The 25,689-nt window shown below is 71.4% G+C and carries 22 protein-coding genes and 2 pseudogenes; 11 read left to right on the top strand and 13 right to left on the bottom strand.

Annotated elements, in window-relative coordinates; translation table 11 throughout:
- Positions 1 to 104: 104 nt before the first annotated feature.
- Entirely contained in the window at positions 105 to 1,691 is a 1,587-nt protein-coding gene (locus ACFPZI_RS31715; RefSeq protein ID WP_381370455.1) for an acyl-CoA mutase large subunit family protein, read from the bottom strand.
- A gap of 100 nt (positions 1,692 to 1,791) precedes the next feature.
- Between ACFPZI_RS31715 and ACFPZI_RS31710 the strand changes: the two genes are divergently transcribed.
- The 3 genes and pseudogenes from ACFPZI_RS31710 to ACFPZI_RS31700 all read left to right on the top strand — a co-directional run.
- Positions 1,792 to 2,475, top strand: coding sequence for a TetR/AcrR family transcriptional regulator (locus tag ACFPZI_RS31710; protein ID WP_355898817.1), 684 nt, complete (start codon positions 1,792 to 1,794; stop codon positions 2,473 to 2,475).
- 173 nt (positions 2,476 to 2,648) lie between these two features.
- A complete protein-coding gene (locus ACFPZI_RS31705; RefSeq protein ID WP_381370452.1) occupies positions 2,649 to 3,449 on the top strand; it encodes an electron transfer flavoprotein subunit beta/FixA family protein in 801 nt (266 codons plus the stop codon).
- Positions 3,450 to 3,513: 64 nt separating this feature from the next.
- Positions 3,514 to 3,642 (top strand): annotated as a pseudogene (locus ACFPZI_RS31700) (electron transfer flavoprotein subunit alpha/FixB family protein); the annotation flags it as partial.
- A gap of 243 nt (positions 3,643 to 3,885) precedes the next feature.
- Here ACFPZI_RS31700 and ACFPZI_RS31695 read toward each other — a convergent pair.
- On the bottom strand, positions 3,886 to 5,232 hold the full coding sequence (locus tag ACFPZI_RS31695; RefSeq protein WP_381370449.1) for an IS701 family transposase: 1,347 nt from the start codon (positions 5,230 to 5,232) through the stop codon (positions 3,886 to 3,888).
- A gap of 1,091 nt (positions 5,233 to 6,323) precedes the next feature.
- Complete coding sequence (locus ACFPZI_RS31690) at positions 6,324 to 7,289, bottom strand: pirin family protein (RefSeq protein ID WP_381370446.1); 966 nt, start codon at positions 7,287 to 7,289, stop codon at positions 6,324 to 6,326.
- 138 nt (positions 7,290 to 7,427) lie between these two features.
- Here ACFPZI_RS31690 and ACFPZI_RS31685 point away from each other — a divergent pair, with 138 nt between their 5' ends.
- From ACFPZI_RS31685 to ACFPZI_RS31675, 3 genes are read left to right on the top strand one after another with little or no spacing between them, the layout of a single operon-like run.
- Positions 7,428 to 7,943, top strand: a complete 516-nt coding sequence (locus tag ACFPZI_RS31685) for a MarR family winged helix-turn-helix transcriptional regulator (protein ID WP_381370443.1) — start codon at positions 7,428 to 7,430, stop codon at positions 7,941 to 7,943.
- The gene (locus tag ACFPZI_RS31680; RefSeq protein ID WP_381370440.1) at positions 7,940 to 8,398 is read left to right on the top strand and encodes a MarR family winged helix-turn-helix transcriptional regulator; all 459 of its coding nucleotides are present in this window, start codon (positions 7,940 to 7,942) and stop codon (positions 8,396 to 8,398) included. The genes ACFPZI_RS31685 and ACFPZI_RS31680 overlap by 4 nt, the downstream gene beginning before the upstream one ends.
- A gap of 50 nt (positions 8,399 to 8,448) precedes the next feature.
- Entirely contained in the window at positions 8,449 to 8,823 is a 375-nt protein-coding gene (locus tag ACFPZI_RS31675) for a tetratricopeptide repeat protein (RefSeq protein WP_381370437.1), read from the top strand.
- Positions 8,824 to 8,943: 120 nt separating this feature from the next.
- On the opposite strand, the gene ACFPZI_RS31670 is transcribed toward ACFPZI_RS31675, so the two are convergent.
- Positions 8,944 to 10,410, bottom strand: coding sequence for a PepSY-associated TM helix domain-containing protein (locus tag ACFPZI_RS31670; protein WP_381370434.1), 1,467 nt, complete (start codon positions 10,408 to 10,410; stop codon positions 8,944 to 8,946).
- A gap of 145 nt (positions 10,411 to 10,555) precedes the next feature.
- On the opposite strand from ACFPZI_RS31670, the gene ACFPZI_RS31665 reads away from it, so the two are divergent.
- The gene (locus tag ACFPZI_RS31665) at positions 10,556 to 11,200 is read left to right on the top strand and encodes a peptide deformylase (protein WP_381370431.1); all 645 of its coding nucleotides are present in this window, start codon (positions 10,556 to 10,558) and stop codon (positions 11,198 to 11,200) included.
- Positions 11,201 to 11,372: 172 nt separating this feature from the next.
- Here ACFPZI_RS31665 and ACFPZI_RS31660 read toward each other — a convergent pair whose 3' ends face one another.
- On the bottom strand, positions 11,373 to 12,824 hold the full coding sequence (locus ACFPZI_RS31660; RefSeq protein WP_381370428.1) for a dihydrolipoyl dehydrogenase family protein: 1,452 nt from the start codon (positions 12,822 to 12,824) through the stop codon (positions 11,373 to 11,375).
- Between the two features lie 120 nt (positions 12,825 to 12,944).
- On the opposite strand from ACFPZI_RS31660, the gene trxA reads away from it, so the two are divergent.
- The gene (gene trxA / locus ACFPZI_RS31655) at positions 12,945 to 13,352 is read left to right on the top strand and encodes a thioredoxin (RefSeq protein WP_381370425.1); all 408 of its coding nucleotides are present in this window, start codon (positions 12,945 to 12,947) and stop codon (positions 13,350 to 13,352) included.
- Between the two features lie 60 nt (positions 13,353 to 13,412).
- Here the strand turns inward: trxA and ACFPZI_RS31650 are convergent, their stop codons facing one another.
- The 3 genes from ACFPZI_RS31650 to ACFPZI_RS31640 all read right to left on the bottom strand — a co-directional run bounded on the left by ACFPZI_RS31650 (position 13,413) and on the right by ACFPZI_RS31640 (position 17,049).
- The gene (locus tag ACFPZI_RS31650; protein WP_381370422.1) at positions 13,413 to 14,849 is read right to left on the bottom strand and encodes an aldehyde dehydrogenase family protein; all 1,437 of its coding nucleotides are present in this window, start codon (positions 14,847 to 14,849) and stop codon (positions 13,413 to 13,415) included.
- Positions 14,850 to 15,124: 275 nt separating this feature from the next.
- Positions 15,125 to 16,264, bottom strand: coding sequence for a LacI family DNA-binding transcriptional regulator (locus tag ACFPZI_RS31645; protein WP_381370419.1), 1,140 nt, complete (start codon positions 16,262 to 16,264; stop codon positions 15,125 to 15,127).
- Between the two features lie 119 nt (positions 16,265 to 16,383).
- On the bottom strand, positions 16,384 to 17,049 hold the full coding sequence (locus ACFPZI_RS31640; RefSeq protein ID WP_381370417.1) for a TetR/AcrR family transcriptional regulator: 666 nt from the start codon (positions 17,047 to 17,049) through the stop codon (positions 16,384 to 16,386).
- A gap of 157 nt (positions 17,050 to 17,206) precedes the next feature.
- Between ACFPZI_RS31640 and ACFPZI_RS31635 the strand changes: the two genes are divergently transcribed.
- Positions 17,207 to 17,770 carry an NADPH-dependent FMN reductase gene (locus ACFPZI_RS31635; protein ID WP_381370414.1) on the top strand — a complete coding sequence of 188 codons (564 nt, stop codon included), beginning with the start codon at positions 17,207 to 17,209 and terminating at the stop codon, positions 17,768 to 17,770.
- A gap of 142 nt (positions 17,771 to 17,912) precedes the next feature.
- On the opposite strand, the gene ACFPZI_RS31630 is transcribed toward ACFPZI_RS31635, so the two are convergent.
- From ACFPZI_RS31630 to ACFPZI_RS31615, 4 genes are read right to left on the bottom strand one after another with little or no spacing between them, the layout of a single operon-like run.
- Entirely contained in the window at positions 17,913 to 19,046 is a 1,134-nt protein-coding gene (locus tag ACFPZI_RS31630; RefSeq protein ID WP_381370411.1) for an XdhC family protein, read from the bottom strand.
- The gene (locus tag ACFPZI_RS31625) at positions 19,039 to 21,171 is read right to left on the bottom strand and encodes a xanthine dehydrogenase family protein molybdopterin-binding subunit (protein WP_381370463.1); all 2,133 of its coding nucleotides are present in this window, start codon (positions 21,169 to 21,171) and stop codon (positions 19,039 to 19,041) included. The genes ACFPZI_RS31630 and ACFPZI_RS31625 overlap by 8 nt, the downstream gene beginning before the upstream one ends.
- Before the next feature lie 56 nt (positions 21,172 to 21,227).
- Positions 21,228 to 22,220 (bottom strand): FAD binding domain-containing protein, encoded by a 993-nt coding sequence (locus ACFPZI_RS31620; protein WP_381370408.1) that lies wholly within the window; start codon positions 22,218 to 22,220, stop codon positions 21,228 to 21,230.
- Positions 22,217 to 22,774, bottom strand: coding sequence for a 2Fe-2S iron-sulfur cluster-binding protein (locus ACFPZI_RS31615; RefSeq protein ID WP_381370405.1), 558 nt, complete (start codon positions 22,772 to 22,774; stop codon positions 22,217 to 22,219). Before ACFPZI_RS31615 ends, ACFPZI_RS31620 begins: the two co-directional genes overlap by 4 nt.
- 305 nt (positions 22,775 to 23,079) lie before the next feature.
- Between ACFPZI_RS31615 and ACFPZI_RS31610 the strand changes: the two genes are divergently transcribed.
- The gene (locus ACFPZI_RS31610) at positions 23,080 to 23,703 is read left to right on the top strand and encodes a TetR/AcrR family transcriptional regulator (protein ID WP_381370461.1); all 624 of its coding nucleotides are present in this window, start codon (positions 23,080 to 23,082) and stop codon (positions 23,701 to 23,703) included.
- Between the two features lie 392 nt (positions 23,704 to 24,095).
- Positions 24,096 to 25,238, top strand: a complete 1,143-nt coding sequence (locus tag ACFPZI_RS31605; RefSeq protein ID WP_381370402.1) for a peptidoglycan DD-metalloendopeptidase family protein — start codon at positions 24,096 to 24,098, stop codon at positions 25,236 to 25,238.
- 89 nt (positions 25,239 to 25,327) lie between these two features.
- Here ACFPZI_RS31605 and ACFPZI_RS31600 read toward each other — a convergent pair.
- Positions 25,328 to 25,657, bottom strand: a pseudogene (locus ACFPZI_RS31600) (P1 family peptidase); the annotation flags it as partial.
- Positions 25,658 to 25,689: the final 32 nt, after the last annotated feature.

Genomic DNA, 25,689 nt, shown 5'->3' with positions numbered 1-25,689 from the left:
GGCGTGCGTCGCCTCGTGAATGCGACGCTGGAGATCCGCGAGCTTGCCCGCGGTCGTATGAATGTTGATGTCGGTCACTCGTTGCTCCACCCGGGGTTCCGTGATCAGAAGGTCTCGTGGGGTACGTGCACACCCCAGATGTCGCGCAGGGCATGAGAGATCTCGCCCACGGTGGCGCGCTGTCGCAGGGCTTCGCGCATCGGGGGCAGGACATTGTCGGTACCCTTCGCGGCGACACGCAGGGCGTCCAAGGCGCGCTCGACCGCATCGTTGTCACGTTCCGTGCGCAGGACTGCGAGGCGCTCGCACTGGTCGATCTCGATCTGCGGGTCGACCCGTAGCGGCTCGTACGGTTCTTCCTCGTCCAGGACGTACTTGTTGACCCCGACGACGGTCCGCTCCTGGTTGTCGATCTCCAGGGCGGTCCGGTAGGCGGACTTCTCGATCTCCGACTTCTGGAAGCCTTGCTCGATCGCCACCACCGCTCCCCCGCGGTCCTCGACGGCCTGCATGAGCTCCAGAACCGCGCCTTCCAGGTCGTCGGTCATCGACTCCATGACACAGGAGCCGGCGAAGGGATCGACGGTCTTGGTCACGTCGGTCTCGTAGGCGATGACCTGCTGGGTGCGCAGGGCCAGTCGCGCTGCCTTCTGGGTGGGCAGGGCGATGGCCTCGTCGTAGGAGTTGGTGTGCAGCGACTGCGTCCCGCCCAAGACGGCGCCCAGACCCTGCAGGGCGACCCGGACGAGATTGACCTCGGGCTGCTGCGCGGTCAGCTGCACACCGGCGGTCTGCGTGTGGAAGCGCAGCATTTGCGACTTGGGATTCTTCGCGCCGAATTCCTCGCGCATGACATGCGCCCAGATACGGCGGGCGGCGCGGAACTTCGCGATCTCCTCCAGCAGCGTGGTCCGGGCGACGAAGAAGAACGACAGGCGCGGAGCGAAGTCGTCGACGTCCAGGCCCGCGGCGATCGCGGCGCGCACGTACTCCTTGGCGTTGGCGAGGGTGAACGCGATCTCCTGCGCGGGCGTGGCTCCGGCCCCGGCCATGTGGTAGCCGGAGATGGAGATCGTGTTCCAGCGCGGCAGCTCACGGTGGCAGTAGGCGAAGATGTCACTGATCAGCCGCAGGGACTGCTTGGGCGGGAAGATGTAGGTGCCGCGGGCGATGTACTCCTTGAGCACGTCGTTCCGGATCGTCCTGGTCAACTGATCGCTCGAGACGCCCTGTTCGGCTGCGACCAGCTGGTACAACAGGAGCAGCGTGGAAGCGGGGGCATTGATCGTCATCGACGTCGACACCTTGTCCAGGGGCAAGCCCTGGAACAGCGTGCGCATGTCCTGGATCGAGTCGATCGCCACACCGACCTTGCCGACCTCACCGCGGGCGATGGCGTCGTCGGAGCCGTAGCCCATCTGGGTCGGCAGGTCGAAGGCCACGCTCAGGCCCCCGGTGCCGACGCCGACCAGCTCGTGGTAGCGCTCGTTGGACTCCTTCGCCGTGCCGAACCCCGCGTACTGCCGCATCGTCCACGGCCGCCCCGTGTACATCGACGGATACACGCCGCGGGTGAACGGGAAACGGCCGGGCGCGCCCAGCTTGGCGTCCGCGTCGAAGTCCATCAGCGACCAGCCGTCGTAGAGCGGCTGGATCGGCAGACTGGACTCGCTCGTTGCCACGGAATCCACACGGACCTCCTTTGGCACTGAATCTACTCTAGACGGTACTCAGTACCATTCAGGGTGGCAAGTGGTCTCCGAAGGCCGGGACAGGGAAGGATGAGCGCCCATGAGCAAGCCACCTGCGCGGATCCGACTCGCGGACGCCGCGTTCGCCCTCTTCGACGAGCGCGGATACGAGCAGACCACTGTTGACGACATCGCCGAGCGAGCAGGGCTCGGGCGTACGACGTTCTTCCGGCACTACCGGTCCAAGGAAGAGGTCATCTTCCCCGACCACGACCGGCTGCTCGCACTGATCCGGGACCGCTTGACGACCTCCAGCCATAGCACCGCCCTGGTCGCCGTCTCGGACGCGGTCCGCCTGGTGCTGCTGCACTACATTGAGGAGGGCGACCTGGCGCGCCGACGGTACCGGCTCACCAGCAAGGTAGCCGCTCTGCGGGACCGCGAGATCGCCAGTGTTGCCCGCTATCAGCGGCTGTTCCGGGAGTTCATCGCGGACTGGATGGGCGACCCCACACAGTCGGCGTCGCTGCGTGCCGAACTCATGGCCGCGGCGGTGGTCGCCGCCCACAACCATGTGCTACGCCGATGGCTGCGGAGCGAGTCATCCGATCCGGTCGCGGAGGTGGAGGACGCGATGCGTGAGGTGCTCTCTCTCTTCCCGGCACCCGGTTCCGCTCCGGAGCCCAGCGGCGGCACGACCGTAGTCGCGTTCAGGACGGGGCAAGACATTGACGTCCTGCTCCCTTCACTGCGACGCCTCGTCGAGGGCGGCGCCCAGCAGTGAAGAATCGACAACAGTGAGCCAGCAGCCCGCCCTGTGACCGACTACAAGATCGCCAATTGGCGCTCCGTGTACACAATGAGGTACCGAGTACCATTGGTGATCGTTGGCTTCTCTCTGCACCAGCACGAACTCGCGTCGACGGCACGCACATCAACACTGCAAAGAGGCGTTCGGTGAGCTTGAGGATCGTTGTCACCGTGAAGTACGTGCCCGACGCCACCGGCGACCGGCACTTCGCCGATGACCTGACCGTCGACCGCGACGAGGTGGACGGTCTGCTCTCCGAGCTGGACGAGTACGCGGTCGAGCAGGCGCTGCAGATCGCGGAAGACCGTCGGGACAAGGGAGACGGCGACGTGGAGATCACCGTGCTGACGGTGGGCCCCGAGGACGCCAGGGACGCGCTGCGCAAGGCGCTGTCCATGGGCGCCGACCAGGCCATCCACGTCGAGGACGACGACCTGCACGGCAGTGACGCGATGGGCACCCCGCTGGTGTTGGCCCGGGCGATCGAGAAGGCCGGCTACGACCTGGTCCTCTGTGGCATGGCCTCCACCGACGGCGTGATGGGTGTGGTGCCGGCGCTGCTCGCGGAGCGCCTGGGCGTGCCGCAGGTCACCCTGCTCTCCGAGGTCGCGGTCCAGGACGACACGGTCACCGGCCGCCGGGACGGGGATGCCGCCTCCGAGCAGCTGCAGGCGTCGCTGCCGGCGGTGGTGTCGGTCACCGACCAGTCGGGCGAGGCGCGCTACCCGTCCTTCAAGGGCATCATGGCGGCGAAGAAGAAGCCGGTCGCCTCCTGGGACCTGTCCGACCTCGACCTGCAGGCCGACGAGGTCGGCCTGGCCGGCGCCTACACCGTGGTCGAGGCCGCGACCGAGCGTCCGGCCCGCAGTGCGGGCACGATCGTCAAGGACGAGGGCGAGGGCGGTCGGCAGCTCGCCGCCTTCCTCGCGAGCCAGAAGTTCATCTGAGCCACCAGGCCCCCGCTCGCTTTTCGCCCCCTTCACACCTCTCAAGCAGGAGAGAAGAAGTCCCATGGCTGAAGTTCTCGTCTACGTCGACCACGTGGACGGCGCCGTCCGCAAGCCGACCCTGGAGCTGCTCACCCTGGCTCGCCGCCTCGGCGAGCCGGTCGCCGTCGCGCTGGGGGCCGGCGCCGCCGACGCCGGCCGGCTGCCCGGCCTCACCAACTTCGCCCGCCACCTCCTCCGGGACCTCGACGCCGTGACCGCCGGACTCACCCTGCACTGGAGTTCCGGCGGCACCGAAGGCGCCGTGAACCGCATCAAGAAGATCAAGGAACAGCTCTACGGACGAGCCGGATTCGAACCACTCCGCAAGATGATCCTGCTTCAGTGACCCTCCGCGACCGCTCCCCAAGATCTGTCACGACAGCTGTAGTTCTGGTCATGGCTGGTCCTGGAGAGCGTGTCGGCGCTGGTGGCAGGCTTGTGCGGTGGCTTGATTGTGGCGACGCCAGGCAATCCAGCGCAGGACGTGTTCCGCGTCCCGCACTGGTGGTGTGAGGACGAACGCCCGGAGGAGTCGGACGAGTTCGGGACAGGTCAACGGGACGAGACGGACCGGTCCGGCGGGGCTGGCCGTGGTCGTGGCGGCGGCGGTCAGGGCGAAGACGGCGGATGCGGCAAGGGAGAACAGCGTCCAGCGCATCCAGGAGTTCCAGCAGGTCACCTGCCCTTCATCCAGGCCGGTGAAGGTCTTGCCGAGTTGGAAGGTCTCCTCGATTTGCCACCGTCGGCAGATCACCTCCACCAGCTGGGCGAGGGTGACATATCCGGGCGACCAGCAGCGGAAGAAGGAGATCTCGCCGGTGTACCGGTACCGACGAGCGACCAGGACGCTGGTGCCGTCATCCTGGTGTCCGTTGGGGGCGTCGTCCGCGCGGACGTCGAGCCAGGCCCAGTCGTACTCGCGGGTGCCCTTCGTTCCGTGTCCGGTCTGCAGGCGCATCCACTGGCCGGGCAGCACCTTGTTGATCATCTGGCGGGCCTTCCACCTGCGGCCCGTTCCGTCGGTCACCACGTGCGTGTGGGACACGCCCACCGCATAGCCGAGCCCCAACGCCCGCAGTCTCACGCGCAGCTCCCGCCCCGAGTACACCTCGTCACCCGCGCACCATCGCGCCCTCACACCCAACTCGAGCGCGTTCTCGACCATGACGGCGGTCTGCTGCAACTTGGTGGCGAACATGATCTCGTCCGGGACACCGGTCATCTCGCGGCGTTTCTCGTCCGCGGCCCAGTCCTTCGGCAGATACAGCGCCCGGTCGCTCACCACCCGCACCGACGCGGTGCCCGCGGCCAGGTGCACGGCGACCTGACACAGTCCGACGCCTTTGATCGCACCGGAGTACTGGCGGCCGGCGCCAACGCAGTCGGTCGAGGACTTCGCGTCCCCGGTCTCGTCCGCGACCAGCACCACGTCCTGACCCGCGAGTTCATGAATGACCAGGCGGGCGATCTCCTCCCGGGCCCGGTCATGGTCGAACCTCGCCCGTGACAGCAGGTGCTGCAGCCGGTGCGGGCCTGGATGCCCCAGCGCCTGAGCCAGCGTCCAGCAGTTTCGCGGGTCCACCTCCGCGAGCAGCCCGGTGATCATCTCCGCGGCCGTCGCACGTGTCTCACGCCGCGCTAAGCAGCCCGCGATCGCATCCATCGCCGCCCCGAACAACCGACCCCAGGCGGCCTGGGCTATCGCGACCTCCGCGGCCACCGCTTCTTGAAACGTCGTCACAAACGTTCATGATCACGGTGGCCGTACCCATGCCCGAACCCAGCCCCCAAGCTGCTGAACAGCACAGACACCGGAACTACAGCTGCCGTGTCTGTGCCAGAACCGAGAAATGACAGCACAGTCGTGTCTGTAAGGCGTCGCGGCCGGCCCCCATCAGGGGATGGGCTTTGCGGGAGCGAAGGATACGTCCCTGTGGGCCGCGAAGAGTTCCCAAGTCGCATGCTGCGCATCGGCCGTGAGAGTCGTGTCGTCGACGCGCTCTCGCTTCGGGTACTCGCGAGAGGAGAACCCGAGTGCACCAGTGCCCACGGCGGACACTCAAACCCACCTGCTCAAAAGCCCCACCGGGCCGCACCTGCAAGGCTCCTCGTCGAACGCCGCTGTCACACGCCTGTCACCGACTGCGTCGACTCCCCCAGACCGAGAGCCTCTGACCTGGCATTACGTGCCCATCCTGGACCGGCTTGGACGCCTGCAGACGATCGTTACAACCTGTGCCATGTGGTACCGCGGCCCACTCGCTAGCACCACGTACCACTCATCAAGATCCGGACCAGGTGCGGACCGACACAGCCTGGCACTCGATGTTTCCACTCTTTGTCGCAGGTCAGGAGCGAGGTCAGGCGTGTACCACCAGCAGACGAAGAACCCATTGGTGGCGCTCGGACAGCACTTCTCTTACTGGATCAAGGAAAGCAGCGTTCACCAGCAGGCCTCTACGGCCCCCGAATCTTGTCGACTCTCCACAAGACGACAGGGCAAGTGCCGAGTTCACGCACCGGCACCCGGCTCAGCCGCCCGCCGGGTCAGCATTCGTCCGGCCGCCACCGGGTCCGCAAAGGCCACCGCGCGCGAGGGAGCTGCGAAAAGAGTGCCTCAATCGCAGCTGACGAGGCGTCAGGAAAGTCAGCATCAGGTCAGCAAGAGTCCTGCCACAGCTGCCCACAGACGGCCACACCGGGGAATCGCCCGCCCTCCCGGCTCCGGTCCGCACTCCGCTCAGCTGTCCTCCCGCGAGCGGGCGGACAGCGGGAGGCAGCGCCCGACCGCCGCCCGCCCGCCCGCCACCAGGGATCAGGCATTCCCGCAGGTCAGCGCACCCTCCCCCGCGGCTTCAGCCGCACCGCCGGCAGCTCGGGGGCCGGCAGCGGAGCGCCGTCGCACCCCTTCACCTCGCCGAACCGGGTGCCTTCCATCCAGTCCCGGCGGGCCTGTTCGATCTCTTCCTGGGTGCGGCCGATCCAGTTCCAGAACATGATCAGTTCCTCCTCGAACGGCTCGCCGCCCAGGAGCATCACGGACGCGTCGGACTCGGCCCGCAGCGGGAGTTCGTCGCGGCCGCAGCCGAGGTAGAGCATCGAGCCCGGGAGCACCGGTACGCCGTCCACGTGGACCTCGCCGGACATCGCGAGGACCGCGTACTCGAAGTCGCGCTCCAGCGGCAGGCGGACGTCCGCGCCGTCGGCCAGGGACAGGTCGGCGCCGACGATCGGGGTGTACGCCGTGCCGGGCGAGGTGGCACCGTCGAGGCTGCCGAGGATGAGCGTGGCGTTGACGCCCTGCGCCGTGACGACCGGCAGGTCGGCGTGGTGCTCGAAGTGGGGGTCGGTGTGGCGGTGGCCGTCCGGGAGAGCGACCCAGAGCTGGGCGCCGTGCAGGAAGCGGGCGTGCGAGCGGGGGCTCTCCTCGGAGTGGCTGATCGCCCTGCCCGACGTCATCAGGCCCAGTTCGCGCGGGCGGATCATCTGGAGGCTGCCCGTGGAGTCACGGTGCAGAACCTCGCCCTGGTGCAGCCAGCTCACCGTCTGCAGACCCATGTGCGGGTGCGGTGCCACCTGCATGCCGGGCTCGTCGGCGATGTCGTCGGGACCGTAGTGGTCGACGAAGCACCAGGCGCCGACCATACGCCGTCCCAGGTTCGGCAGCAGCCGCCGGACCTCGCTGGACTCTCCGAGCTTGACCTTCCGGGGACTGAGGAGTTCACGTACCGGCTCTGCCACCACGAAGCCGCGCCCACCGCACAGGGACGGAACGGCCTCCCGCTCAAGATTGCTCATGCCGCCCAACTTAGCCTCGCGAGGCGGTGCGTCAATCCGCCGCCGCGCCACGCGGAAGGCGGCGGGAGGCGTTGCAGCAGTACGAAGGACAACGTAATTAGTAGCCATAGCTATAGTTGCCATGTACTGTATCGACTCATGAGTTCGGTACATTCGGCGCCCGAGGGCGCGACGCCGGGGTTTCTGGTCTGGCGTCTGTCCATGAAGTGGTGCGTCGCGGTCGACCGCGCGGTGGCCCCGCTGGGGCTGACCCACGCGCAGTACTCACTGGTCGCGTCGCTGTACGGGATGGGACGTGCCGGAGAGCGGCCCAGCCAGCGCCGGCTCGCCGACCACACGGGACTCGAAGCGCTCTACGTGTCGAAGCTCGCTCGCGCCCTGGAGGCCGCCGGCCTCCTCGAACGCACCCGGGACCCGCGCGACCCGCGCGCCATGCAACTGGCGCTCACGGAACGGGGCACCGAGGTCACCCGCCAGGCGATCGACGTCGTGCACGTGCTCCTGGGGCAGTTGCTGGAGCCCCTCGACGGCCTCGACGGTCCGCGCACCCGCGCGTTCACCCGCGATCTGATGGCCCTCCTCGACACGCCCCTCGCCGCATCGGCGGACGCCGTCGGCGACAACGCCAACGCTCACGAGACGGAGCAGTCATGACCACCACCGCACCCCCTGTCGACGGCCGTGCCATCGGCCTTGCCCACTACGCGAGCCGCGCCGTCCTGGAGAGCGTGCTGGCCCATCACGGCATCTCCTTCCAGCAGTCGGTGACCCTCCGGCTCGTCGCCGTGGCCGAGGGGCCGGTCGACCGCGCCCGTCTGGCCGAGGACATCACCGGCGCCCTGAAGACCGGCCGCCCCGAGGCGGACGGCGTGGTCGACGGGCTGATCGCCGCGGGGCTGCTGGCCCCGGACGGGCATTCCCTGGTGCGGATCACGGACGCCGGGAGGAAGCTGCACGCTGCGACGTCCGCCGAGACCAAGGCGATCGCTGCCAGGATCTACGCCGGCATTCCGTCCGACGAACTCGCGGTCACCGGACGGGTACTGGCCCTCGTCACCGAGCGGGCCAACCGGGAGCTGGCCGCAGCATCAGCAGCTCCGGGCCAGTAGTGGAATATTCAAGCAACCTCGTCCGTTGTCGGCATCGAAGGAGGTCACGAGTGGACACCACGTACTACTACGACCACGGAACCCCGGCCGAGCGCTGGGAGCGTGCCGGGCTGTTCTTCGACGCCAAGGACTACGCCGCCGCGGCGCGCGTCCTGAGCGGGCTGGTCGAGGAGGTGCCGGAGCAGACCGGGCCGCGGCTGCTGCTGGCGCGTTCCTACTACCACTCGGCCCAACTGCGCCGCGCCGAAGCCGAGTTGCGCGTCATTGTGGAGCGTGACCCGGTGGAGCACTACGGCCGGCTGATGCTCGGCCGCACCCTGGAGCGGCAGGGTCGGAGCGAGGAGGCACAGTCCCACCTGCGGATCGCCGCCGCGCTGGCGGGCGACTTCGACGGCAGCGTCGACCGCGAGCCCGACCCCGCGTAGGCAGCGAGCCCGGGATCGGGCCGGCCTTGCGCGGTGCTGTCACGCGCGCCGGTGCCCGGTTCCCCCCGGAGGGAGGCCGGGCACCGGCGCGCGTGCGGTTCGTCCGGGGGTGCGCTCCGACTACGGCGTCCGCACCGCCCCGGCCGGTTCGCCTCCCTCGGCTCCGCCGGCTCCCTCGGTTTCCCCGGCTCCCCCGCCCCCTCCGTCCTTCCGGCCCCGCCGGTGTGCGATCTCCCCGAGGACGATGTCGACGGCGAGGAAGGCGGCCAGCGGGATGCCGAGGAGCGGGACGAAGTAGCCGAGTACGGCGATCGCCGCCAGCAGCGGGACGAGGATGTACGGCGGGACCTGCTGCCAGGCGCCGCGTGGGATCGGCCGGCCGAAGGCCGAGCCCCGGCCGCGCTGCCACCACATGCGGTAGCCCCACAGGATCAGCAGGATCAGGGAGGCCGCGAGCAGCATCAACGCGATCTGGTTGGGCAGGCCGAAGAGGCTGCCGGTATGCAGGTCGATGCCCCAGCGGCTGAGTTTGGCGAGCACCGGATAGTCGGCCCACCGCACGACGTCGGTGACCTGGCCGGTGGCCGGGTCGACGGCGACGGCGTCCTGCTTCTCGGGCCAGCTGCGCTGGATCTGCTTCACGACGTACGCGGAGGCCGCGTCGGCGGGCGGGACGATCTCCACCGGGTTGTCGAGCCGCTCGGCCCGTGCCGCCGCGAGGACCCGGTCGAGGCCGACGCCGTACTCCGCGTCGCCTCCCATGCCCCCGGCCGCGCTGTGCTCCGCGTGTTCGCCACCCGCCGCGGCCGACACCGAGGGCGTCTCCTGGCCGAGTGAGGTGCGCAGATCGGCGATGTTGGCGCCGGTGTACGTGGACCAGGTCAGCCCGGTGACGGAGAGGAAGATGAAGCCGACCGCGGCCCAGGCGCCGATGCCGCCGTGCAGTCCCAGGGTGCGCCGTCGGCCGCTGGTGCCGCGGATTTTGCGCAGGGCCCGGCGGCGGGAGAACCACAGCACCAGGCCGCCGCCGGCGATCACCCACAGCCAACTGGCCGCGAACTCGCTGTAGAGGCGGCCCGTTTCGCCGAGGTGCAGGTCGCGGTGGAACTCGTCGATCCAGGTGCGCAGCGGCAGCGCGCCGCTGGAACCGTACTGCTCCAGCGTGCCGCGCACCTCCCCGGTGTACGGGTCGACGAACACGGCGAGGGTGTGGTCCGGGTCGACGCCCTCCACGCCCGACAGCATCACCCTGGTCGTGGCGTCCGCCTCGGGAGAGGGGCGTATCGCGGACACCGTGCCCTCGGGGTGGGCCTTGCGGGCGGCGGCGACCTGTTCGGAGAGGGGCAGTTCGCGGTCGCCGACGGGGACGGTCAGCTCGTGGTCGTAAACGATCTTCTCGGCCTGGAAGGACGCGGCGTACAGCAGGCCGGTGAGGGCGGCGACGAGCAGGAACGGGGCCACCACCACGCCCGCGTAGAAGTGCAGGCGCAGAATCAGGGGGCGCAGGCTGCTCCAGCCGGATCTCTGCCGTGCGGGGGTGGGGGGTTGGGTGGCCTCGTCCGTGGTGGTCGAGGGGATGGCGGTCATCGGTGGGCTTCTCCCGAGGGCGTCTTGGCGGCCGTGATGCTGCTCCAGTGGTCGGGGCGGCGGGGCGCCGAGTTCCCGGGACGACCGTGTGAGCTGCGCCACTCACGACGGCGGCGGTCCGTCGGACACATGGCATCCTGACTCGATGGGAACTCCGAACGATCGTGAACCCCTGGCCGAGCGGGTCGAGCAACTCCTGGCCGGCGACGGGCCGTTGCCCATCGTCGCAGCCGGGGATCCGGTGCTGCGGCGGGCGTCCGAACCCTTCGACGGCCAGTTGGAGCCCGCGCTGCTGGCCCGGTTCGTCGAGGCGCTGCGGGTCACCATGCACGCCGCGCCGGGGGTCGGGCTGGCGGCGCCGCAGGTCGGGGTGGGGCTGCGGATCGCGGTGATCGAGGATCCGGCGCCCGTCACGGAGGAGGTGGCGGTGGCGCGCAGTCGGGTGCGGCAGCCGTTCCGGGTGCTGGTCAATCCGGTCTACGCGCCGGTCGGCGGTGAGCGGGCGGCGTTCTTCGAGGGGTGCCTGAGCGTGCCCGGGTACCAGGCGGTGGTGGCGCGACACGCCGAGGTGCGGTTGACCGGGCAGGACGAGCACGGGCGGGCGGTGGACGAGGTGTTCGGCGGCTGGCCTGCCCGGATCGTGCAGCACGAGACGGACCACCTCGACGGCACGCTCTACCTCGACCGGGCAGAACCGCGCTCGCTGTCGTCCCATCAGGCGATGGCGGAGCGCTGGGCGCAGCCCACGCCGGAGGAGGCCGCGCGGGCACTGGGCTTCGAACTGCCGTGACCGGGCAAGGGCCCGGAATCCGGATCGGGGAAAGGATCGGGCGCGGATTCGGGCACGGGCACCGGGCGGGGAAGACCCCCGTTCCGCCCGCCCACCACTTCCGAGTCCTCAGAGCTTTCCCAGTCCTCGGGGGATCTCAGAGTCCTCGTAGCCCTCGGAGTCCTCGTAGCCCTCAGGCGTCCCGGTACGCCTCCAGCAGCCGGAGCCACACCTCGCTGATCGTCGGGTACGACGGGACCGCGTGCCACAGGCGGGCGACCGGCACCTGGGCGACAACCGCGACGGTGGCCGAGTGGACGAGTTCGCCCACGCCGGGGCCGACGAAGGTGACACCGCGCAGGGTCTCGTTCTCGAGGTCGACGACCATGCGGGCGCGGCCCGTGTAGCCCTCGCCGTACAGCCCGGCGCCGGCGACCGAGGCCAGGTCGACGTCGACGGCGCGGACGCGGTGCCCCGCTTCCTCCGCCTCGGCCAGGGAGAGGCCCACCGAGGCCGCCTCCGGATCGGTGAACACGACCTGGGGGACGGCATCGTGGTCGGCGGTGGCGGCGTGCGCGCCCCAGGCCCCGTCGGCCACCGGCGCCCCCGCGGCCCTGGCGGCGATGGCGGCACCGGCGATACGGGCCTGGTACTTGCCCTGATGGGTGAGCAGGGCACGTTTGTTGACGTCACCGACCGCGTAGAGCCAGTCCTGGCCGGTCACTTGGAGACTGTCGTCCACCCCGAGCCAGGAGCCGGGTTCCAGACCGACGGTCTCCAGGCCGATGTCGTCGGTGCGCGGGGCGCGGCCGGTGGCGAAGAGGATCTCGTCGGCCTCGATCCGCTCCCCCGTGTCGGTGACGACCACGACGACACCGTTCTCCCTGGTCACCGAGGCGGCGGAGGTGCCGGTACGGATGTCCGCGCCGGCCTCGGTGAGCGCCTCGGCGACCAGTTCCCCGGCGAAGGGCTCCATGCGGGACAGCAAGCCCTTGCCGCGCACCAGGAGCGTGACCCGGGAGCCGAGCCCCTGCCACGCCGTGGCCATCTCGGAGCCGACGACACCGCCGCCGACCACGACCAGCCTGCCGGGCGCGGCCTGGGCGCTGGTGGCCTCCCTACTGGTCCACGGCGCGACCTCGTCGAGTCCGGGCAGACCCGGCAGCAGCGCGCGACTGCCGGTGCAGACGGCGACGGCGTGCCGGGCGGTGAGGACGCGCCGCGTTCCGTCGGCGGCGGTGACGGTCACCGTGCGCGGGCCGGTGAGCCGGCCGACGCCGCGGTGGAGGTCGACGCCGACGGACTCGAGCCACTGGACCTGGCCGTCGTCCTTCCACTGGGAGGTGTACTCGTTCCGGCGGGCCAGGACCGCGCCCACGTCGAGCGGCCCCTGCACCGACGCGCTCAGGCCGGGGAGGCGGCGGGCATCGGCCCGCGCGAGGACGGGGCGCAGCAGAGCCTTGCTGGGCATGCACGCCCAGTAGGAGCACTCGCCGCCCACCAGTTCACTCTCCACGATCGCGGTGGAGAGCCCTGCCGCTCGGGTGCGGTCGGCGACGTTCTCCCCGACGGGCCCTGCACCCAGCACGACGACGTCGTAGTCGAGGGATCCCGATTCCGGCGATTCCGTTTGCGTCTGTGTCATGAGGCCAGTCTGGTCGGTGGTGTGCGGGGTGGCTACATGGGTAGGGGCGCGGAATACGTGACCGGCCGACCGTGGTTGTACCGACGGCTCGCCCCGCTATCAGGAAGAGGGACATACGCAATGAGCAGCACTGTGGAGCTCACCAAGGAGAACTTCGACCAGTTGGTCACGGAGAACGAGTTCGTTCTGATCGACTTCTGGGCATCCTGGTGCGGGCCGTGCCGCCAGTTCGCACCGGTGTACGACAAGGCGGCGGAGGCGAACCCGGACCTGGTGTTCGGCAAGGTGGACACGGAGGCGCAGCCGGAACTGGCCGCGGCCTTCAACATCCAGTCGATCCCGACGTTGATGATCGTCCGCGACCAGGTGGCCGTGTTCGCGCAGCCGGGCGCGCTGCCCGAGGCCGCGCTGACGGACGTCATCGGGCAGGCCCGGAAGCTGGACATGGACGAGGTCCGCAAGTCCATCGCCGAGCAGCAGGCGGCGCAGGGCGACGGCAAGGCGGATGCCCGGAGCCGGGGCGAGTGACCGCCCCGGCTCCGGGCATCGCCGCGGCTTGCGGAACGGAGAACTCCGGATCGGCCGCTTCTAGAACGGGTACTGCGCGACGTCCCCGCGCACGGTGGTCCAGCGCACGTCGGTGAACGCGTCCAGGTTGGCGTCGCCGCCGAAGCGGGAACCGGTGCCGGAGGCGGCGACGCCGCCGAAGGGAGCGACGGCCTCGTCGTTCACGGTCTGGTCGTTGATGTGCACGATCCCCGTCGGGATACGCTCCGCCAGCTCCAGGCCGCGGGCCGCGTCCCGGGTGACGATGCCCAGCGAGAGCCCGTAGGGGCTCGCGGCGGCCAGGGCGGCGGCCTCGTCGGCACCGGTGAAGGACCGTACGGGTGCGACGGGACCGAAGACCTCCTCCGTGTAGGCGGGGGTGTCGTCGTCGGTGTCCGCCAGGACGGTGGGCCGGTAGAACAGCCGGTCGTGGGTACCGCCCGCGGCGAGTTTCGCTCCGCCGGCCGTGCTGGACTCGACCAGGGCGTGCACCTTGTCGAGCTGCCCCTGGTCGATGAGCGGGCCGAGGTGGACCTGGTCGCGGTGCGGGTCGCCGACGGCGAGCGAGTCGGCCTTGGCGGCCAGCCGTTCCACGTACTCGTCGTAGAGCGAGGCATGCACCAGATGGCGTCCGGTCGTCATGCAGATCTGGCCCTGGTGGAAGAAGGATCCCCAGGCGGCCGTGGAGATCACCGCTTCGAGGTCGGCGTCCTCGAGCACGACCAGCGCGGAGTTTCCGCCGAGTTCCAGGTGGGCCCGCTTGAGGTGACGGCCGGCGGCCTCGCCGACGTGCCGGCCCGCCCCGGTGGAGCCGGTGAACGAGATGACGGGGATCCGAGGGTCGGCGACGAGCGCCTGGCCTGTCTCCGCGCCGCCCGGCAGGACGTGCAGCAGCCCTTCGGGCAGTCCCGCCTCGGCGAACACCGCGGCGAGCGCCAGCCCGCCACAGACCGCGGTGCGCGGGTCCGGCTTCAGGACGACCGCGTTGCCGAGCGCGAGGGCCGGTGCGACGGAGCGGATGGAAAGGATCAGCGGCGCGTTGAACGGGGCGATGACGCCCACCACGCCTACCGGCACCCGCCGCGTGTACGACAGCCGGGGCCCCTCGGTGGGCAGCACCTGGCCGGCCGGGCGGGAGGCCAGGGCCGCGGCCTCGTAGCACTCCTGGGCGGCGACATGCAGTTCGAAGTCGGCCTTGCCGGTGATGCCGCCGGCCTCGCGGACCAGCCATTCCCGCAGCTCTTCGGCGTGCGCGCCGAACAGGTCGCCGGCCTTGCGGAGCACTGCGGCACGGACGAAGTGAGGGGCCCTGGCCCACTCGGCCTGTGCGGCGCGGCCCGCTTCCGCGGCGGCCTCGACGTCCTCACCGGTGGCGAGGGTGACGGTGGCCAGCTGTTCGCCGGTGGCGGGTTCCGTAACGGTGTGTTCGGGTCCCGAGAGGGGGCGGGACTGCCAGGTCGTGGGGTCGAGCAACGGCATATGACGGCTCTCCGATCGGTCACCGGGCTCCGCGCGAGCGCGAGCCCGGCTGTCCTTACGCGTACCAAATGGTTGAGCACGCAACATCCTAGTCACGCCGTACCAGGGGCACAGGGCGTGCCGTACCGGCGCCTCGGCTCCCGCCCGCCGGGGCGGTCCAACCTCCTCCCTCATCCGACGATGTGATCGCGCGCCACATGTCCACCCGGCCCGCACCGGCCGGTGTCAGCCCGCACCGGCCCGCACCGGCCCGCACCGGCCCGCGTCGGCCCGTGTCAGCCGGATTCGCGCCGGATCACTGACGCGCCCAGCACCTTGTGCGCCTCGGGGGCGGCGGCCGGGTCGCGCACCGCGCGGTCGACGAGTGCGGCGAGCTCGGTGCCGGACGGCAGGTCGAGGTGGACCGTGGTCAGCCGGGGCCGCAGCAGCCGGCCCAGCATGAGGTTGTCGGCGCCGACCACGGCCGTCTCCTCCGGAACGCGGACGCCGGCGTCGAGCAGCGCCCGCATCAGCAGCATCGCGTACTCGTCGTTGTACGTGAACACGGCGTCGAGGTCCAGGTCGCGCCATCGGGCGGCGAGCCGGGCGGCGGCGCCCTCGTCGTGGGCGAGGGGCAGTTCGGTGACCGTGGCGCCGGTGCCGCGCAGGGCCGCCCGCACTCCCGCGAGGCGGGGCGCGGAGAACGCCTCCAGACCGGGCTCGCGCGGGACGACGACACCGATGCGGCGCCGGCCCCGGTCGAACAGGTGCGCGCCGGCGCTGTGGCCGACGACGTCGTGGTCCATGAGCAGGGCGTGCGCGCCCTCGACGGTTTCCGGGCCGAGGGTGACCACGGCACGCGCGCCGGAGCGTTTGAGTACGGCGACGCCCTGGGGGCCTAGTCCCGAGCCGGGGACCAGCACGGCCACGGGACGCAGCTCGGCCCAGGCACGGGCGGCCTCGTCGTCGTGCACGCCGACGGTGCCGTACTGCACGACGGTGTAGTCGAGGCGGCCGAGAGCCACCTGGAGGTCGTTGATGAACTGGCTGTAGACCGGGCCGACCGGGAAGGCCGGGGCGGGCATCAGCACCATGCGGCTGTGCCCGGCGCGTAAGCTGCGGGCCGCCGCGTGCGGCACGTACCCGAGTTCCCTGGCGGCCTCGCGGACACGGCGGCGGGTGGGCTCGCTGATCCGGACGGCGTCGGCGTTGTTCAGGACGTAGGAGACGGTCGCGCGCGAGACGCCGGCCAGGCGGGCCACGTCGGCGCTCGTGGGTACCGCGCCCGCGGGCAGGGGACTCGTGGGCGCGGGGCTCGTGGGCGCACGGGGCGGGGGCACGGATCGCGCGGGCACGGCACCTGGGGGCACGGGGCGCGTCGGTGCGGTGGCTGCGGGGACGGGCGGGTTCGGTATCTGCACCATGACGTGAGGCATCCTTGCAGAAGCGCGAACGGGCCCGTCGTCCGGGGGAGTTGAGAGCGCGCGGTCCCGCGTCCGTCCCAGTTCAGGACGGTCCCGCGGGTCGCCGGCCGGGTGGGGGGCCGGGCCCTCGGTCAGTGTGCGGGGGCCGCGGGTCGCGTCACGCGGTCGATGAGGTTCACCCACGCGGATTCGAGCCGTGACAGCGGCATTCCGCACTGCCGGGTCAGGTGGTGCACCAGCGCGGGGTCGAGCGGCGCCATCAGGGTGTGGGCGAGGAGGTCACAGTCCGCCTCCGGGACGGCCTCGCGCAGCAGCAGCGTCACGTGGTGGTGCCGTACCCGGCGGGGCGGGTTGGTGAAGCGGCGGTCGGCGCAGGGTTCGGCGGCGAGCTGGAGATCCAGCTCGTCGACGGTGCGGCGCAGCAGGGCGACACCGAAGGCCCGCAGCCGCTCCGCGGGCGGTGCGCCCGGTCCCAGCGGCGGGGGGCCGGAGAGGAACGCGGCCTGGAACTTCTTCTCGGAGTGGTCGAGCAGTGCCGTCAGCAGTCCGGTGCGGTCGCCGAAACGCCGGAAGACCGTCCCCTTCCCCACCTGGGCCGCCGCGGCGACCGCCTCCATGGTCAGACCGTCCGCGCCGCGCTCCGCCACCAGCAGGGCGGCTGCCTCCAGCAGGCGTGCGCGGTTGCGCGCGGCGTCGGCTCGCAGGCAGGGCTCATCGATCTCGACACCGAGTTGCGGCAACTCCCGCGGCTCGGGGGGCTGCTGGGGCGGCGGGGCGGGCGACGGGACGGCGGACATGAAGCCAGCGTAAAGCATCGGGAAGAAACTGGACCGCGGTCCGGTTGAAGTGCTAGAAACGTAACCGGACCTCGGTCCGGATGATTGCGGCAATGTTTCGTCCGGTGCTTCGCCGCGCCGTTCCACCTTGACTTTCCACCCCCATTCGGGAGTTCTCATGTCTGTTCGCATCCTCGCCCTCGTCGGCAGCCTCCGCTCCGGTTCGCACAACCGCCAGCTCGCGGAGGCCGCGGTCAAGATCGCGCCCGAGGGCTCCGAGGTCGTGGTGTACGAGGGCCTTGCGGAGATTCCGTTCTACAACGAGGACATCGACGTCGAGGGCAGCGTCCCGGCCGCCGCGGCCCAGCTGCGCGAGGCCGTGTCCGGCGCCGACGCCCTGCTGCTCTTCACGCCCGAGTACAACGGCACGATCCCGGCCGTCCTGAAGAACGCCATCGACTGGCTGTCCCGTCCGTACGGCGCCGCCACCCTCGGCGACAAGCCCGTCGCCGTGGTCGGTACCGCCTACGGCCAGTACGGCGGTGTCTGGGCGCAGGACGAGGCCCGCAAGGCCCTCGGCATCGCGGGCGGCAAGGTGATCGAGGACATCAAGCTCTCCATCCCCGGTTCCGTGACCCGTTTCGCCGAGATCCACCCCGCCGACGACACCGAGGTCGTGGAGCAGCTGACCGAGGTCATCGTCCGTCTGAAGAGCCACGCCGCCGCGCCTGCCGCCGCCTGACGCCTCCCGCGCAAGACGCACCCGACCCGCGGCCGGAGGGGCCAAAGCCGTACCGACGACGGCTTTGGCCCCTCCGGCCGTACGGGCGGGCCGGCGTGGTCCCGGGGGCGGGGCCCAGCGGCCCTCCGCCCCCGGCCTCTGCTCAGACGCCCGCCGCCGCCCGCTCCTCACGGTGGATCGGTGTCCGCGCGCCGGTCAGCGGCGCGCCCGTGCCGCCTCGAAGGGTCGCGACGATCTCCGCCGCGATGGACAGGGCGGTCTCCTCCGGCGTACGCGCCCCGAGGTCGAGGCCGATCGGCGACCTGAGCCGGGCCAGTTCCCGCTCGCCCACGCCCGCCTCGCGCAGCCGCCGCTCCCGGTCCGCGTGGGTACGGCGTGATCCCATCGCCCCGACGAACGCCACCGGCATCGCCAGCGCCTCCGTCAGCAGAGGGACGTCGAACTTGGCGTCGTGGGTGAGTACGCACAGCACCGTGCGCCCGTCGGTGACGGCGGTACGCAGATAGCGGTGCGGCCAGTCGACCACGATCTCGTCCGCCTCCGGGAACCGCGCCGGGGTGGCGAACACCGGCCGGGCGTCGCACACGGTCACGTGGTAGCCGAGGAACTTGCCGGCCCGTACCAGCGCCGCCGCGAAGTCGACCGCGCCGAAGACGATCATGCGGGGCGGCGGCTGCGACGACTCCACGAACAGGGTCACCCCGCCGGGACAGTGCGATCCGTCCGCCGAGAGGCCGACGGTGCCGGTGCGTCCGCCGTCCAGCAGGGCCCGCGTCTCGGCCGCCGCCGTGCGGTCCAGCTCGGGACGGCCGGCCAGGCCGCCCTCGTACGACCCGTCGGGGTGGACCAGGAGGGCACCGCCGAGCAGTTCGGCCGGGCCCCGGACGATCCGGGCGAGCGCCGCCGGCTCACCGCGGACGACCGCGGACAGGGCCGCCCGCAGCACCTCGCGGGCGCGGGCGTGCGCGCCGATCGGGGTGACCGTGATGTCGATGGTCCCGCCACAGGTCAGACCGGCCGCGAAGGCGTCCTCGTCGCTGTATCCGAACCGCTGGATGCGTGTCCCGCCGTCCGCGAGCGCCTCGAGGCACAGCTCGTACACCGCGCCCTCGACGCAGCCGCCGGAGACCGAGCCGATCACCGTGCCGTCGCTGTCGACGGCGAGGGCGGCGCCGGGGCCGCGCGGTGCGCTGCCGCTCACGGACACCACGGTGGCGACGGCGAACTCCCGGCCCTCGGTGAGCCATTGATGCAGCTCACCGGCGATGTCAAACATGCGGCCCGCCCGCGGTGAGGATCCGGTCCGGGCGGATGGGCAGGTTCCGGTGCCGCACACCGGTCGCGTGCCAGACCGCGTTGGCGACGGCCGCCGCGGCCCCCACGATGCCGACCTCGCCGATGCCCTTGATGCCGACCGGGTCGTCGGGGTCCGGGTCGTCGACCCAGTCCGCCTCGACGACCGGTACGTCGGCGTGCGTGGCGATGTGGTAGCCCGCGAGGTCGCCGCCGTAGTGGCTGCCCGAGGCCCGGTCGCGGATCCCCTCCTCGTGCAGTGCCATGGAGATGCCCCAGACCATTCCGCCGACGAGCTGGCCGCGCGCGGTGAGCGGATTGACGATCCGCCCCGCGGCGAACATGCCGAGCATGCGGCGCACCCGCACCTCGCCGGTGGTGACGTCCACGGCGACCTCCGCGAACTGCGCCCCGAAGGAGTGCCGTTCTTTCTGCGCCAGGGCTCCGAGGGCCGCGGTGGTGTCGGAGCGCACGGTGATGCCCTCCGCCGGAATGCCGGTCTCCCCCGCCAGGCGTTCCCGCAGTTCGTCGGCCGCGACGGTGATCGCCCAGGCCCAGGAGCGGGTGCCGGTGGAACCGCCGGCGATCATCGCGGGGCCGAAGTCGCTGTCGCCGATCCGCATCCGGATCCGCGCGGGCGGCACCCGGAGCGCGTCTGCGGCGACCAGGGTGAGCGCGGTACGGGCTCCGGTGCCGATGTCGGCCGCCGCGATCCGCACGGTGAAGGTGCCGTCCGCCTCCGCCGTCACCGCGGCCGTGGAGGGGCCGGCTCCCGCGGGGAAGGACGCGGCGGCCGTACCCGTGCCGATCAGCAGGTCTCCTTCCCGGCGCAGGCCGGGGCGCGGGTCGCGGCCTGCCCAGCCGAAGCGCCGGGCGCCCTCCCGGAAGCAGGCGGCGAGGTTGTGTCCGCTGAACGGCATCCCGGAGACCGGGCCCCGTTCGGGTTCGTTGCGCAGGCGCAGCTCGATCGGGTCCACGCCGCACTGCTCGGCGAGTTCGTCGAGCGCCGCCTCCAGCGCGAACGCGCCCGGGGCCTCGCCCGGCGCGCGCATCCAGGTCGGCGACGGCACGTCGAGCCGCACCGCCTCGATCGCGGTGCGGTGGGCAGGGGCGTCGTACATCACCCGGGCCACGCCGGCGCTGGGCTCGACGAAGTCCCAGACCGTCGAGGTCTGGCTGAGCGAGCGGTGCTCCAGCGCGCGCAGCCGCCCGTCGGCGTCGGCACCGAGCCTGATGCGCTGGGCGGTGGGGCTGCGGTAGCCGGTGAGCGAGAACATCTGACGGCGGTTCAGGACCACGCGGACCGGGCGCCGCAGCGCGGTCGCCGCCATGACGGCGGACACCTGGTGGGCGCGCAAGCCCTTGCTGCCGAAGCCGCCGCCGACGTGCTCGGAGCGCACCCGCACGGCGGACGCGTCGAGGGAGAACATCCGGGAGAGTTCGTCGGCGACCCAGGTGGTGCCCTGGTTGGAGTCGACGACGTCGAGCCGCCCGCCGTCCCACCGGGCGGTCGCCGCGTGCGGCTCCATCATGGCGTGGTGCTCTTCGGGGGTGGTGTACTCGACGTCCACGACGTGCGCGGACGCGGCGAGTTCGGCCTCCAGGTCGCCCTTCTCGGTCACCGCGGGCATGTGTCCGTCCAGGGTGAACGCGTCGGGGCGGTCGCCCCTGAACTCGATGTCGTGCGGCTCCTGTTCGTAGGTCACGACAAGGGCCTCGGCCGCCTCGCGGGCCTGCTCGGAGGTCTCGGCGACGACGAGCGCGACGGGCCAGCCCGCGTGCGGCACTCGGTCGTTCTGGAAGACGGCGGCGGTCGGGTCCGGCCGGACACCCAGCAGGCCGATGTAGTCGAGGTGGAGGCGCGGGGCGTTCTTGTGGTGCAGCACGGTGAGGACGCCCGGCATGGCGAGGACGGGAGCGGTCTCGACGGAGCCGATCCGGCCGCGGGCGACGGTGGACAGCACCAGCCAGCCGTGGGCGAGGTCGGCGAAGGGGATCTCACCCGCGTAGCGGGCGGCTCCGGTCACCTTCTCGCGGCCCTCCACGCGCGTGTGCGCGGTGCCGACGGCGCCGGTCACGGTCGTGGTGACAGCCGTAGTGACAGCCATGGCGGCAGCCGTGGCGGCAGGTGAGGTGTCGGTCTCCGTGCCGGTCGTGGTGACGGTCATCGGGCGGCCTCCTCGGCGAGTTCGGACAGGACGGCCACCACGAGGTTGCGCATGAGGGTCACCTTGTAGGCGTTGCCGGGCAGCGGCCGGGCAGCGGCCAGTTCGGCATCGGCGGCTGCGGCGAAGTAGTCGGCGGATGCCGGGGCACCGTTGAGGACGCGTTCGGCGGCGTGCGCCCGCCACGGCCGGGACGCGACCGCGCCGAAGGCGAGCCGCGCCTCGCGTACGACGCCGTTGCTGATGTCGAGGGCCGCGGCGACCGAGCCGATCGCGAAGGCGTACGAGGCGCGTTCGCGCACCTTGCGGTAGCGGGAACGGGCGGCCGACGGCACGGGCGGCAGCGTGACGCCGGTGATGAGCGCGCCCCGGGGCAGCGCGGTCTCCCGGTGTGGGGTGTCGCCAACGGGCAGATAGAAGTCGGCGAGGGGCAACTCGCCCGGCCCGTCGGCTGTTTGGTACGAGACGACGGCGTCGAACGCGGTCAGTGCCACCCCCATGTCGGAGGGGTGGACGGCGACACAGTGCTCGGAAGCGCCCAGGACGGCGTGGTTGTGGTGCTCGCCCTCGACGGCGGGGCAACCACTCCCGGGGAGGCGCTTGTTGCAGGGCTTGGACACGTCGGTGAAGTAGCCGCAGCGGGTGCGCTGGAGCAGATTCCCGCCCACGGTGGCCATGTTGCGCAGCTGCCCGGAGGCCCCGGCGAGCACCGCCTGGGTCAGCGCCGGGTAGCGGCGGCGGACCTCGGGGTGGGCGGCGAGGTCGCTGTTGGTGACGGTGGCGCCGATGCACAGTCCGCCGTCACCGGTCGACTCGATCCGGTCCAGCGGGAGTTGGCGTACGTCGACGAGTCGCGCGGGGCGTTCGACGCCGATCTTCATCAGGTCGACGAGGTTGGTTCCGCCGCCGAGGTAGCGGGCGTCGGGGTCGGCGTCGAGCAGGGCGACCGCGCCGGGGACGTCGTCGGCGCGCCGGTAGTCGAACTCCCTCATGCGGCAGTCTCCTCGGTGGCCTCGGCGCTCTCGGCGGCGGCGCGGGCGACGGCCTCGACGATCGAGACGTAGGCGCCGCAGCGACACAGGTTGCCGCTCATCCGTTCGCGGATCTCCTGCGGGGTCAGCGGTGGCGGTCCCGCTTCGGGCCGTACGTCGTCGGTGACCGCGCTGGGCCAGCCCGCGGCGTGCTCCTCGATGACGGCGACGGCGGAACAGATCTGGCCGGGCGTGCAGTAACCGCACTGGAAGCCGTCCAGGTCGAGGAAGGCCTGCTGCACGGGGTGCAGCCGCTCCCCCTCGGCGAGGCCTTCCACGGTGGTGATCTCCCGGCCCTCCGCCGCCACGGCCAGGTGCAGGCAGGACACGGTCCGGCGGCCGTCCACCAGGACTGTGCAGGCACCGCACTGTCCCTGGTCGCAGCCCTTCTTGGTGCCGGTCAGATCGAGGCGCTCGCGCAGGGCGTCGAGCAGGGTGGTGCGGTGGTCGACGGACAGCGTGTGCTTCTCGCCGTTGATGTTCAGGGTGACGCTGCTGGACGTGGTGGGAGCCATGAGCAGCCTTCCTTCTCGGATCCGTGCAGGCCGGCAAGGCCCTCAGGTGGCGGACGAGTGGGAAACGGTCAGAGGGTCGACAGGTGGAAACTCGTCAACGGGCCGGGAGCGCGGGCGCCGGCCGGCCGCGTGCACGGGCATGCCCGCCCCCTCCCGCGCTGTCCGCGGCCACCGCTACGATGCACCGAAGTGGACGGTTGTCCGTTACCGGGAAAATTTAGTGGACAGCTGTCCGCTTAGCAAGAACGGGTTTCGGCCATGCCCGGGAGGAGGACGGACGAGTGGGTCGGGACGTGGAGCGGGACATGGGCCGGGATACGGGCGGCGAGGACACGCCGCAGGGCAAGGACGTGCCCCCGCGCGCACAGACATCCCTGAGATCGGACGCGCAGCGCAACCGCGAGCGCATTCTGGAGGTCGCGCTGGCCGAGTTGACCCGGTCGGCCGACACCCCGCTGAGCGTGATCGCCAAGAAGGCGGGCGTCGGCCAGGGCACGCTCTACCGGAACTTCCCCAGCCGGGAGGATCTCGTCCTGGAGATCTACCGGCACGAGATGCGCCAGGTGGCCGACAGCGCGGCACGACTGCTGGAGACCCGGGAGCCCGACCGCGCCCTGCGCGAATGGATGGACCGGCTCGCCCTGTTCGCGATGGCCAAGGCCGGACTGGCCGACGCCATCAGGCAGGCGACCGGCGCACCGGGCAGCCCGGCGAGGCCGGGACCCAGCCCCGTGATCGAGGCGGCCGAACTCCTGCTGCGCGCCTGCGAGGAGGCCGGCACCATCCGGCCCGGGGTGACCGCGGACGACATGGTTCTCGCGATCGGCGGCCTGTGGCAGCTCGACCCCACCGGCGACTGGCAGCCCAGAGCCACCCGACTGCTGGACATCGTCATGGACGGGCTGCGCGCGGGGGCACCCGGGCGATAGCCGGGAACCCGACGGCGGGGCGCCCGAGCGGCAAGGAGCCCGGCGGCGCGGCGGGCGCGAGGCCCACCCGCCCACGACCGTGAAAGCGCCCGCGCCGCCCCTGAGTGACCCTCGCGTGCGTTCCCCTGGACATCGAGTCCGCCCTTTCGGGCAATCCGCTGTGCCTCGCAGGCCGGTGACGTCTCGTCAGGATGCCGTTAGCATCCGAGCGTGAGTCTGAACTTCCCCCCGTCATCGCGGCCGGTCGCCGCACCTTCGCACAGCGGACACGACACGTGAACGAGGACGGAAGGAGCGCCGGGGCCGTTCACACGGCGGCCGCAGCCGAACAAGCGGGTGGCGAAACGGTGTCGGGTCGGCACGGGGCACGTCCGGAGTCGATCACGCCCACGATGCCGGTTGAACCGGCCGACAGCACGCCGCCTCAGGGTGACGTCGCCGATGAACCGCCGGGCCATGAACCTCCGTCGACGACGCCGGCTCCCGACGGAGCCCGCCCGCCACGCCGCCGCGGCCCCGGCCCCTTCCTCCTGATCGTGGTGCCCACCATGGTGGTGATCGTCGGGGTCTCGGGGTTCCTCGCCCTGACCGGCGTCCTCTCCCCCGCTCTGTCCGAGGGGTCGGGTCCGGCACCGACGTCCGTCAGCAACGTCGATGCCTCCTACGTCCCTTGGCTGCGCAAAGCCGCCGATGCCTGCGAGGTCGTCACCCCCTCCCTCCTTGCCGCCCAGATCGATCGGCTGTCCGGGTGGAACAACGACACCGCCAGCCTTTCCCAACAGGGAATCGCACGCTTCACCGACGCCCAGTGGCGAACCTGGGGCCGGGACGACGACGCCAACGGCCGCTCCTCACCCCTCGACCCGGCGGACGCCGTCATGGCCCTCGGCCGGTACGACTGTTCCCTCGCCAAGGAGGTGACCGACCTCAGGACGAAGGGAACCGTCAGCGGCAACCTCGTGGACCTCACCCTCGCCGCGTACGCGGAGGGGACGGACGCGGTGACGCGGACGGGCCACGTGCCGACCGCCGCACGCGCGTTCCTCGAGGAGGTCAAGGAACGACTGCCGCAGTACGACGCACTCGTCCGGCAGAACCCCGACCCGGCCGACGGCCGGAACGCCTCGGCCATCCTGGTCCCGCCCGCGAGCACACTCACCGTCACCTCGCCGTTCGGCTCGCGTGAGCACCCGCTCACCGGTGTCACCAAGCTCCACACGGGAGTGGACTTCGGCGCGCCCCAAGGAGCGCCGGTGTCCGCCACGCGCGACGGCCGGGTGAAGTTCGCGGACATGACCGCGGCCTACGGCAACCGTGTGGTGATCGACCACGGCACGATCGCCGGCAAGCGGCTGGAGACGACCTACAGTCACCTGTCGGCTCTCCAGGTCACCGCGGGCCAGACCGTGACCGCAGGCTCTCCGGTGGGGCTCGTGGGCTCCACCGGCCTGTCGACCGGCCCCCATCTGCACTTCGAGGTCCTTCTCGACGGGCAGTACACGGATCCGGTGCCCTGGCTCAGCACCACACACTGACCGTCACGGGGGATACCCGCCCTCTCGACGCGATCTCGCGCACCAGGATCCGCCGCCGGAGCGGGCCGATCAGGCGGGCACGGTCCCCGTCACCCAGCAGGGCCGGCAGCGGCGCGGCGGACAGAGGGCAGCGGGTAGCGGGTGTCACCGCCCGGGCCCGTGGTCGTGGTGGCGGTCGGCAGTGAGTTGAGTACGGCTTCCTCCATGGCGTCGGGGGCCACGGCGAACAGGGAACCAAGCAGGTCGTCGCGTACGACGGCGGGCCCGGCAAGTGCGCCCAGGAGGTGGGTGCCGAAGGCGAGGCCGTGCTCGCCGCTGCCGTGCCCGTACGCGGCGCCTACCCTGGTCGGGCCGGAGACTGCACGGCGGTCGGGCCGGGCCGGTCGTCTCGTGTCCAGCGGCGCGTCGGTCGCGGCAACTACCGTGCAGCGGTCTTTCTCAGGTCAGGAAG

It is taken from the genome of Streptomyces chlorus (genome assembly GCF_042655885.1).
Lineage (GTDB): Bacteria > Actinomycetota > Actinomycetes > Streptomycetales > Streptomycetaceae > Streptomyces > Streptomyces chlorus.
The sequence above is the reverse complement of the archived record's forward strand: the minus strand, read 5'-3'. Positions and strand labels throughout refer to the sequence as shown.

What these genes read in the sequence shown, in the direction of transcription:
- ACFPZI_RS31610 (WP_381370461.1), top strand. Translation starts at nt 23,080, where the DNA reads ATGGGCCGGGATACGGGCGGCGAGGACACGCCGCAGGGCAAGGACGTG.
- ACFPZI_RS31635 (WP_381370414.1), top strand. Translation starts at nt 17,207, where the DNA reads ATGTCTGTTCGCATCCTCGCCCTCGTCGGCAGCCTCCGCTCCGGTTCG.
- ACFPZI_RS31660 (WP_381370428.1), bottom strand. Translation starts at nt 12,824, where the DNA reads ATGACACAGACGCAAACGGAATCGCCGGAATCGGGATCCCTCGACTAC.
- ACFPZI_RS31685 (WP_381370443.1), top strand. Translation starts at nt 7,428, where the DNA reads ATGAGTTCGGTACATTCGGCGCCCGAGGGCGCGACGCCGGGGTTTCTG.
- trxA (WP_381370425.1), top strand. Translation starts at nt 12,945, where the DNA reads ATGAGCAGCACTGTGGAGCTCACCAAGGAGAACTTCGACCAGTTGGTC.
- ACFPZI_RS31680 (WP_381370440.1), top strand. Translation starts at nt 7,940, where the DNA reads ATGACCACCACCGCACCCCCTGTCGACGGCCGTGCCATCGGCCTTGCC.
- ACFPZI_RS31640 (WP_381370417.1), bottom strand. Translation starts at nt 17,049, where the DNA reads ATGTCCGCCGTCCCGTCGCCCGCCCCGCCGCCCCAGCAGCCCCCCGAG.
- ACFPZI_RS31615 (WP_381370405.1), bottom strand. Translation starts at nt 22,774, where the DNA reads ATGGCTCCCACCACGTCCAGCAGCGTCACCCTGAACATCAACGGCGAG.
- ACFPZI_RS31620 (WP_381370408.1), bottom strand. Translation starts at nt 22,220, where the DNA reads ATGAGGGAGTTCGACTACCGGCGCGCCGACGACGTCCCCGGCGCGGTC.
- ACFPZI_RS31605 (WP_381370402.1), top strand. Translation starts at nt 24,096, where the DNA reads ATGCCGGTTGAACCGGCCGACAGCACGCCGCCTCAGGGTGACGTCGCC.
- ACFPZI_RS31650 (WP_381370422.1), bottom strand. Translation starts at nt 14,849, where the DNA reads ATGCCGTTGCTCGACCCCACGACCTGGCAGTCCCGCCCCCTCTCGGGA.
- ACFPZI_RS31645 (WP_381370419.1), bottom strand. Translation starts at nt 16,264, where the DNA reads ATGCCTCACGTCATGGTGCAGATACCGAACCCGCCCGTCCCCGCAGCC.
- ACFPZI_RS31690 (WP_381370446.1), bottom strand. Translation starts at nt 7,289, where the DNA reads ATGAGCAATCTTGAGCGGGAGGCCGTTCCGTCCCTGTGCGGTGGGCGC.
- ACFPZI_RS31665 (WP_381370431.1), top strand. Translation starts at nt 10,556, where the DNA reads ATGGGAACTCCGAACGATCGTGAACCCCTGGCCGAGCGGGTCGAGCAA.
- ACFPZI_RS31630 (WP_381370411.1), bottom strand. Translation starts at nt 19,046, where the DNA reads ATGTTTGACATCGCCGGTGAGCTGCATCAATGGCTCACCGAGGGCCGG.
- ACFPZI_RS31710 (WP_355898817.1), top strand. Translation starts at nt 1,792, where the DNA reads ATGAGCAAGCCACCTGCGCGGATCCGACTCGCGGACGCCGCGTTCGCC.
- ACFPZI_RS31670 (WP_381370434.1), bottom strand. Translation starts at nt 10,410, where the DNA reads ATGACCGCCATCCCCTCGACCACCACGGACGAGGCCACCCAACCCCCC.
- ACFPZI_RS31625 (WP_381370463.1), bottom strand. Translation starts at nt 21,171, where the DNA reads ATGGCTGTCACTACGGCTGTCACCACGACCGTGACCGGCGCCGTCGGC.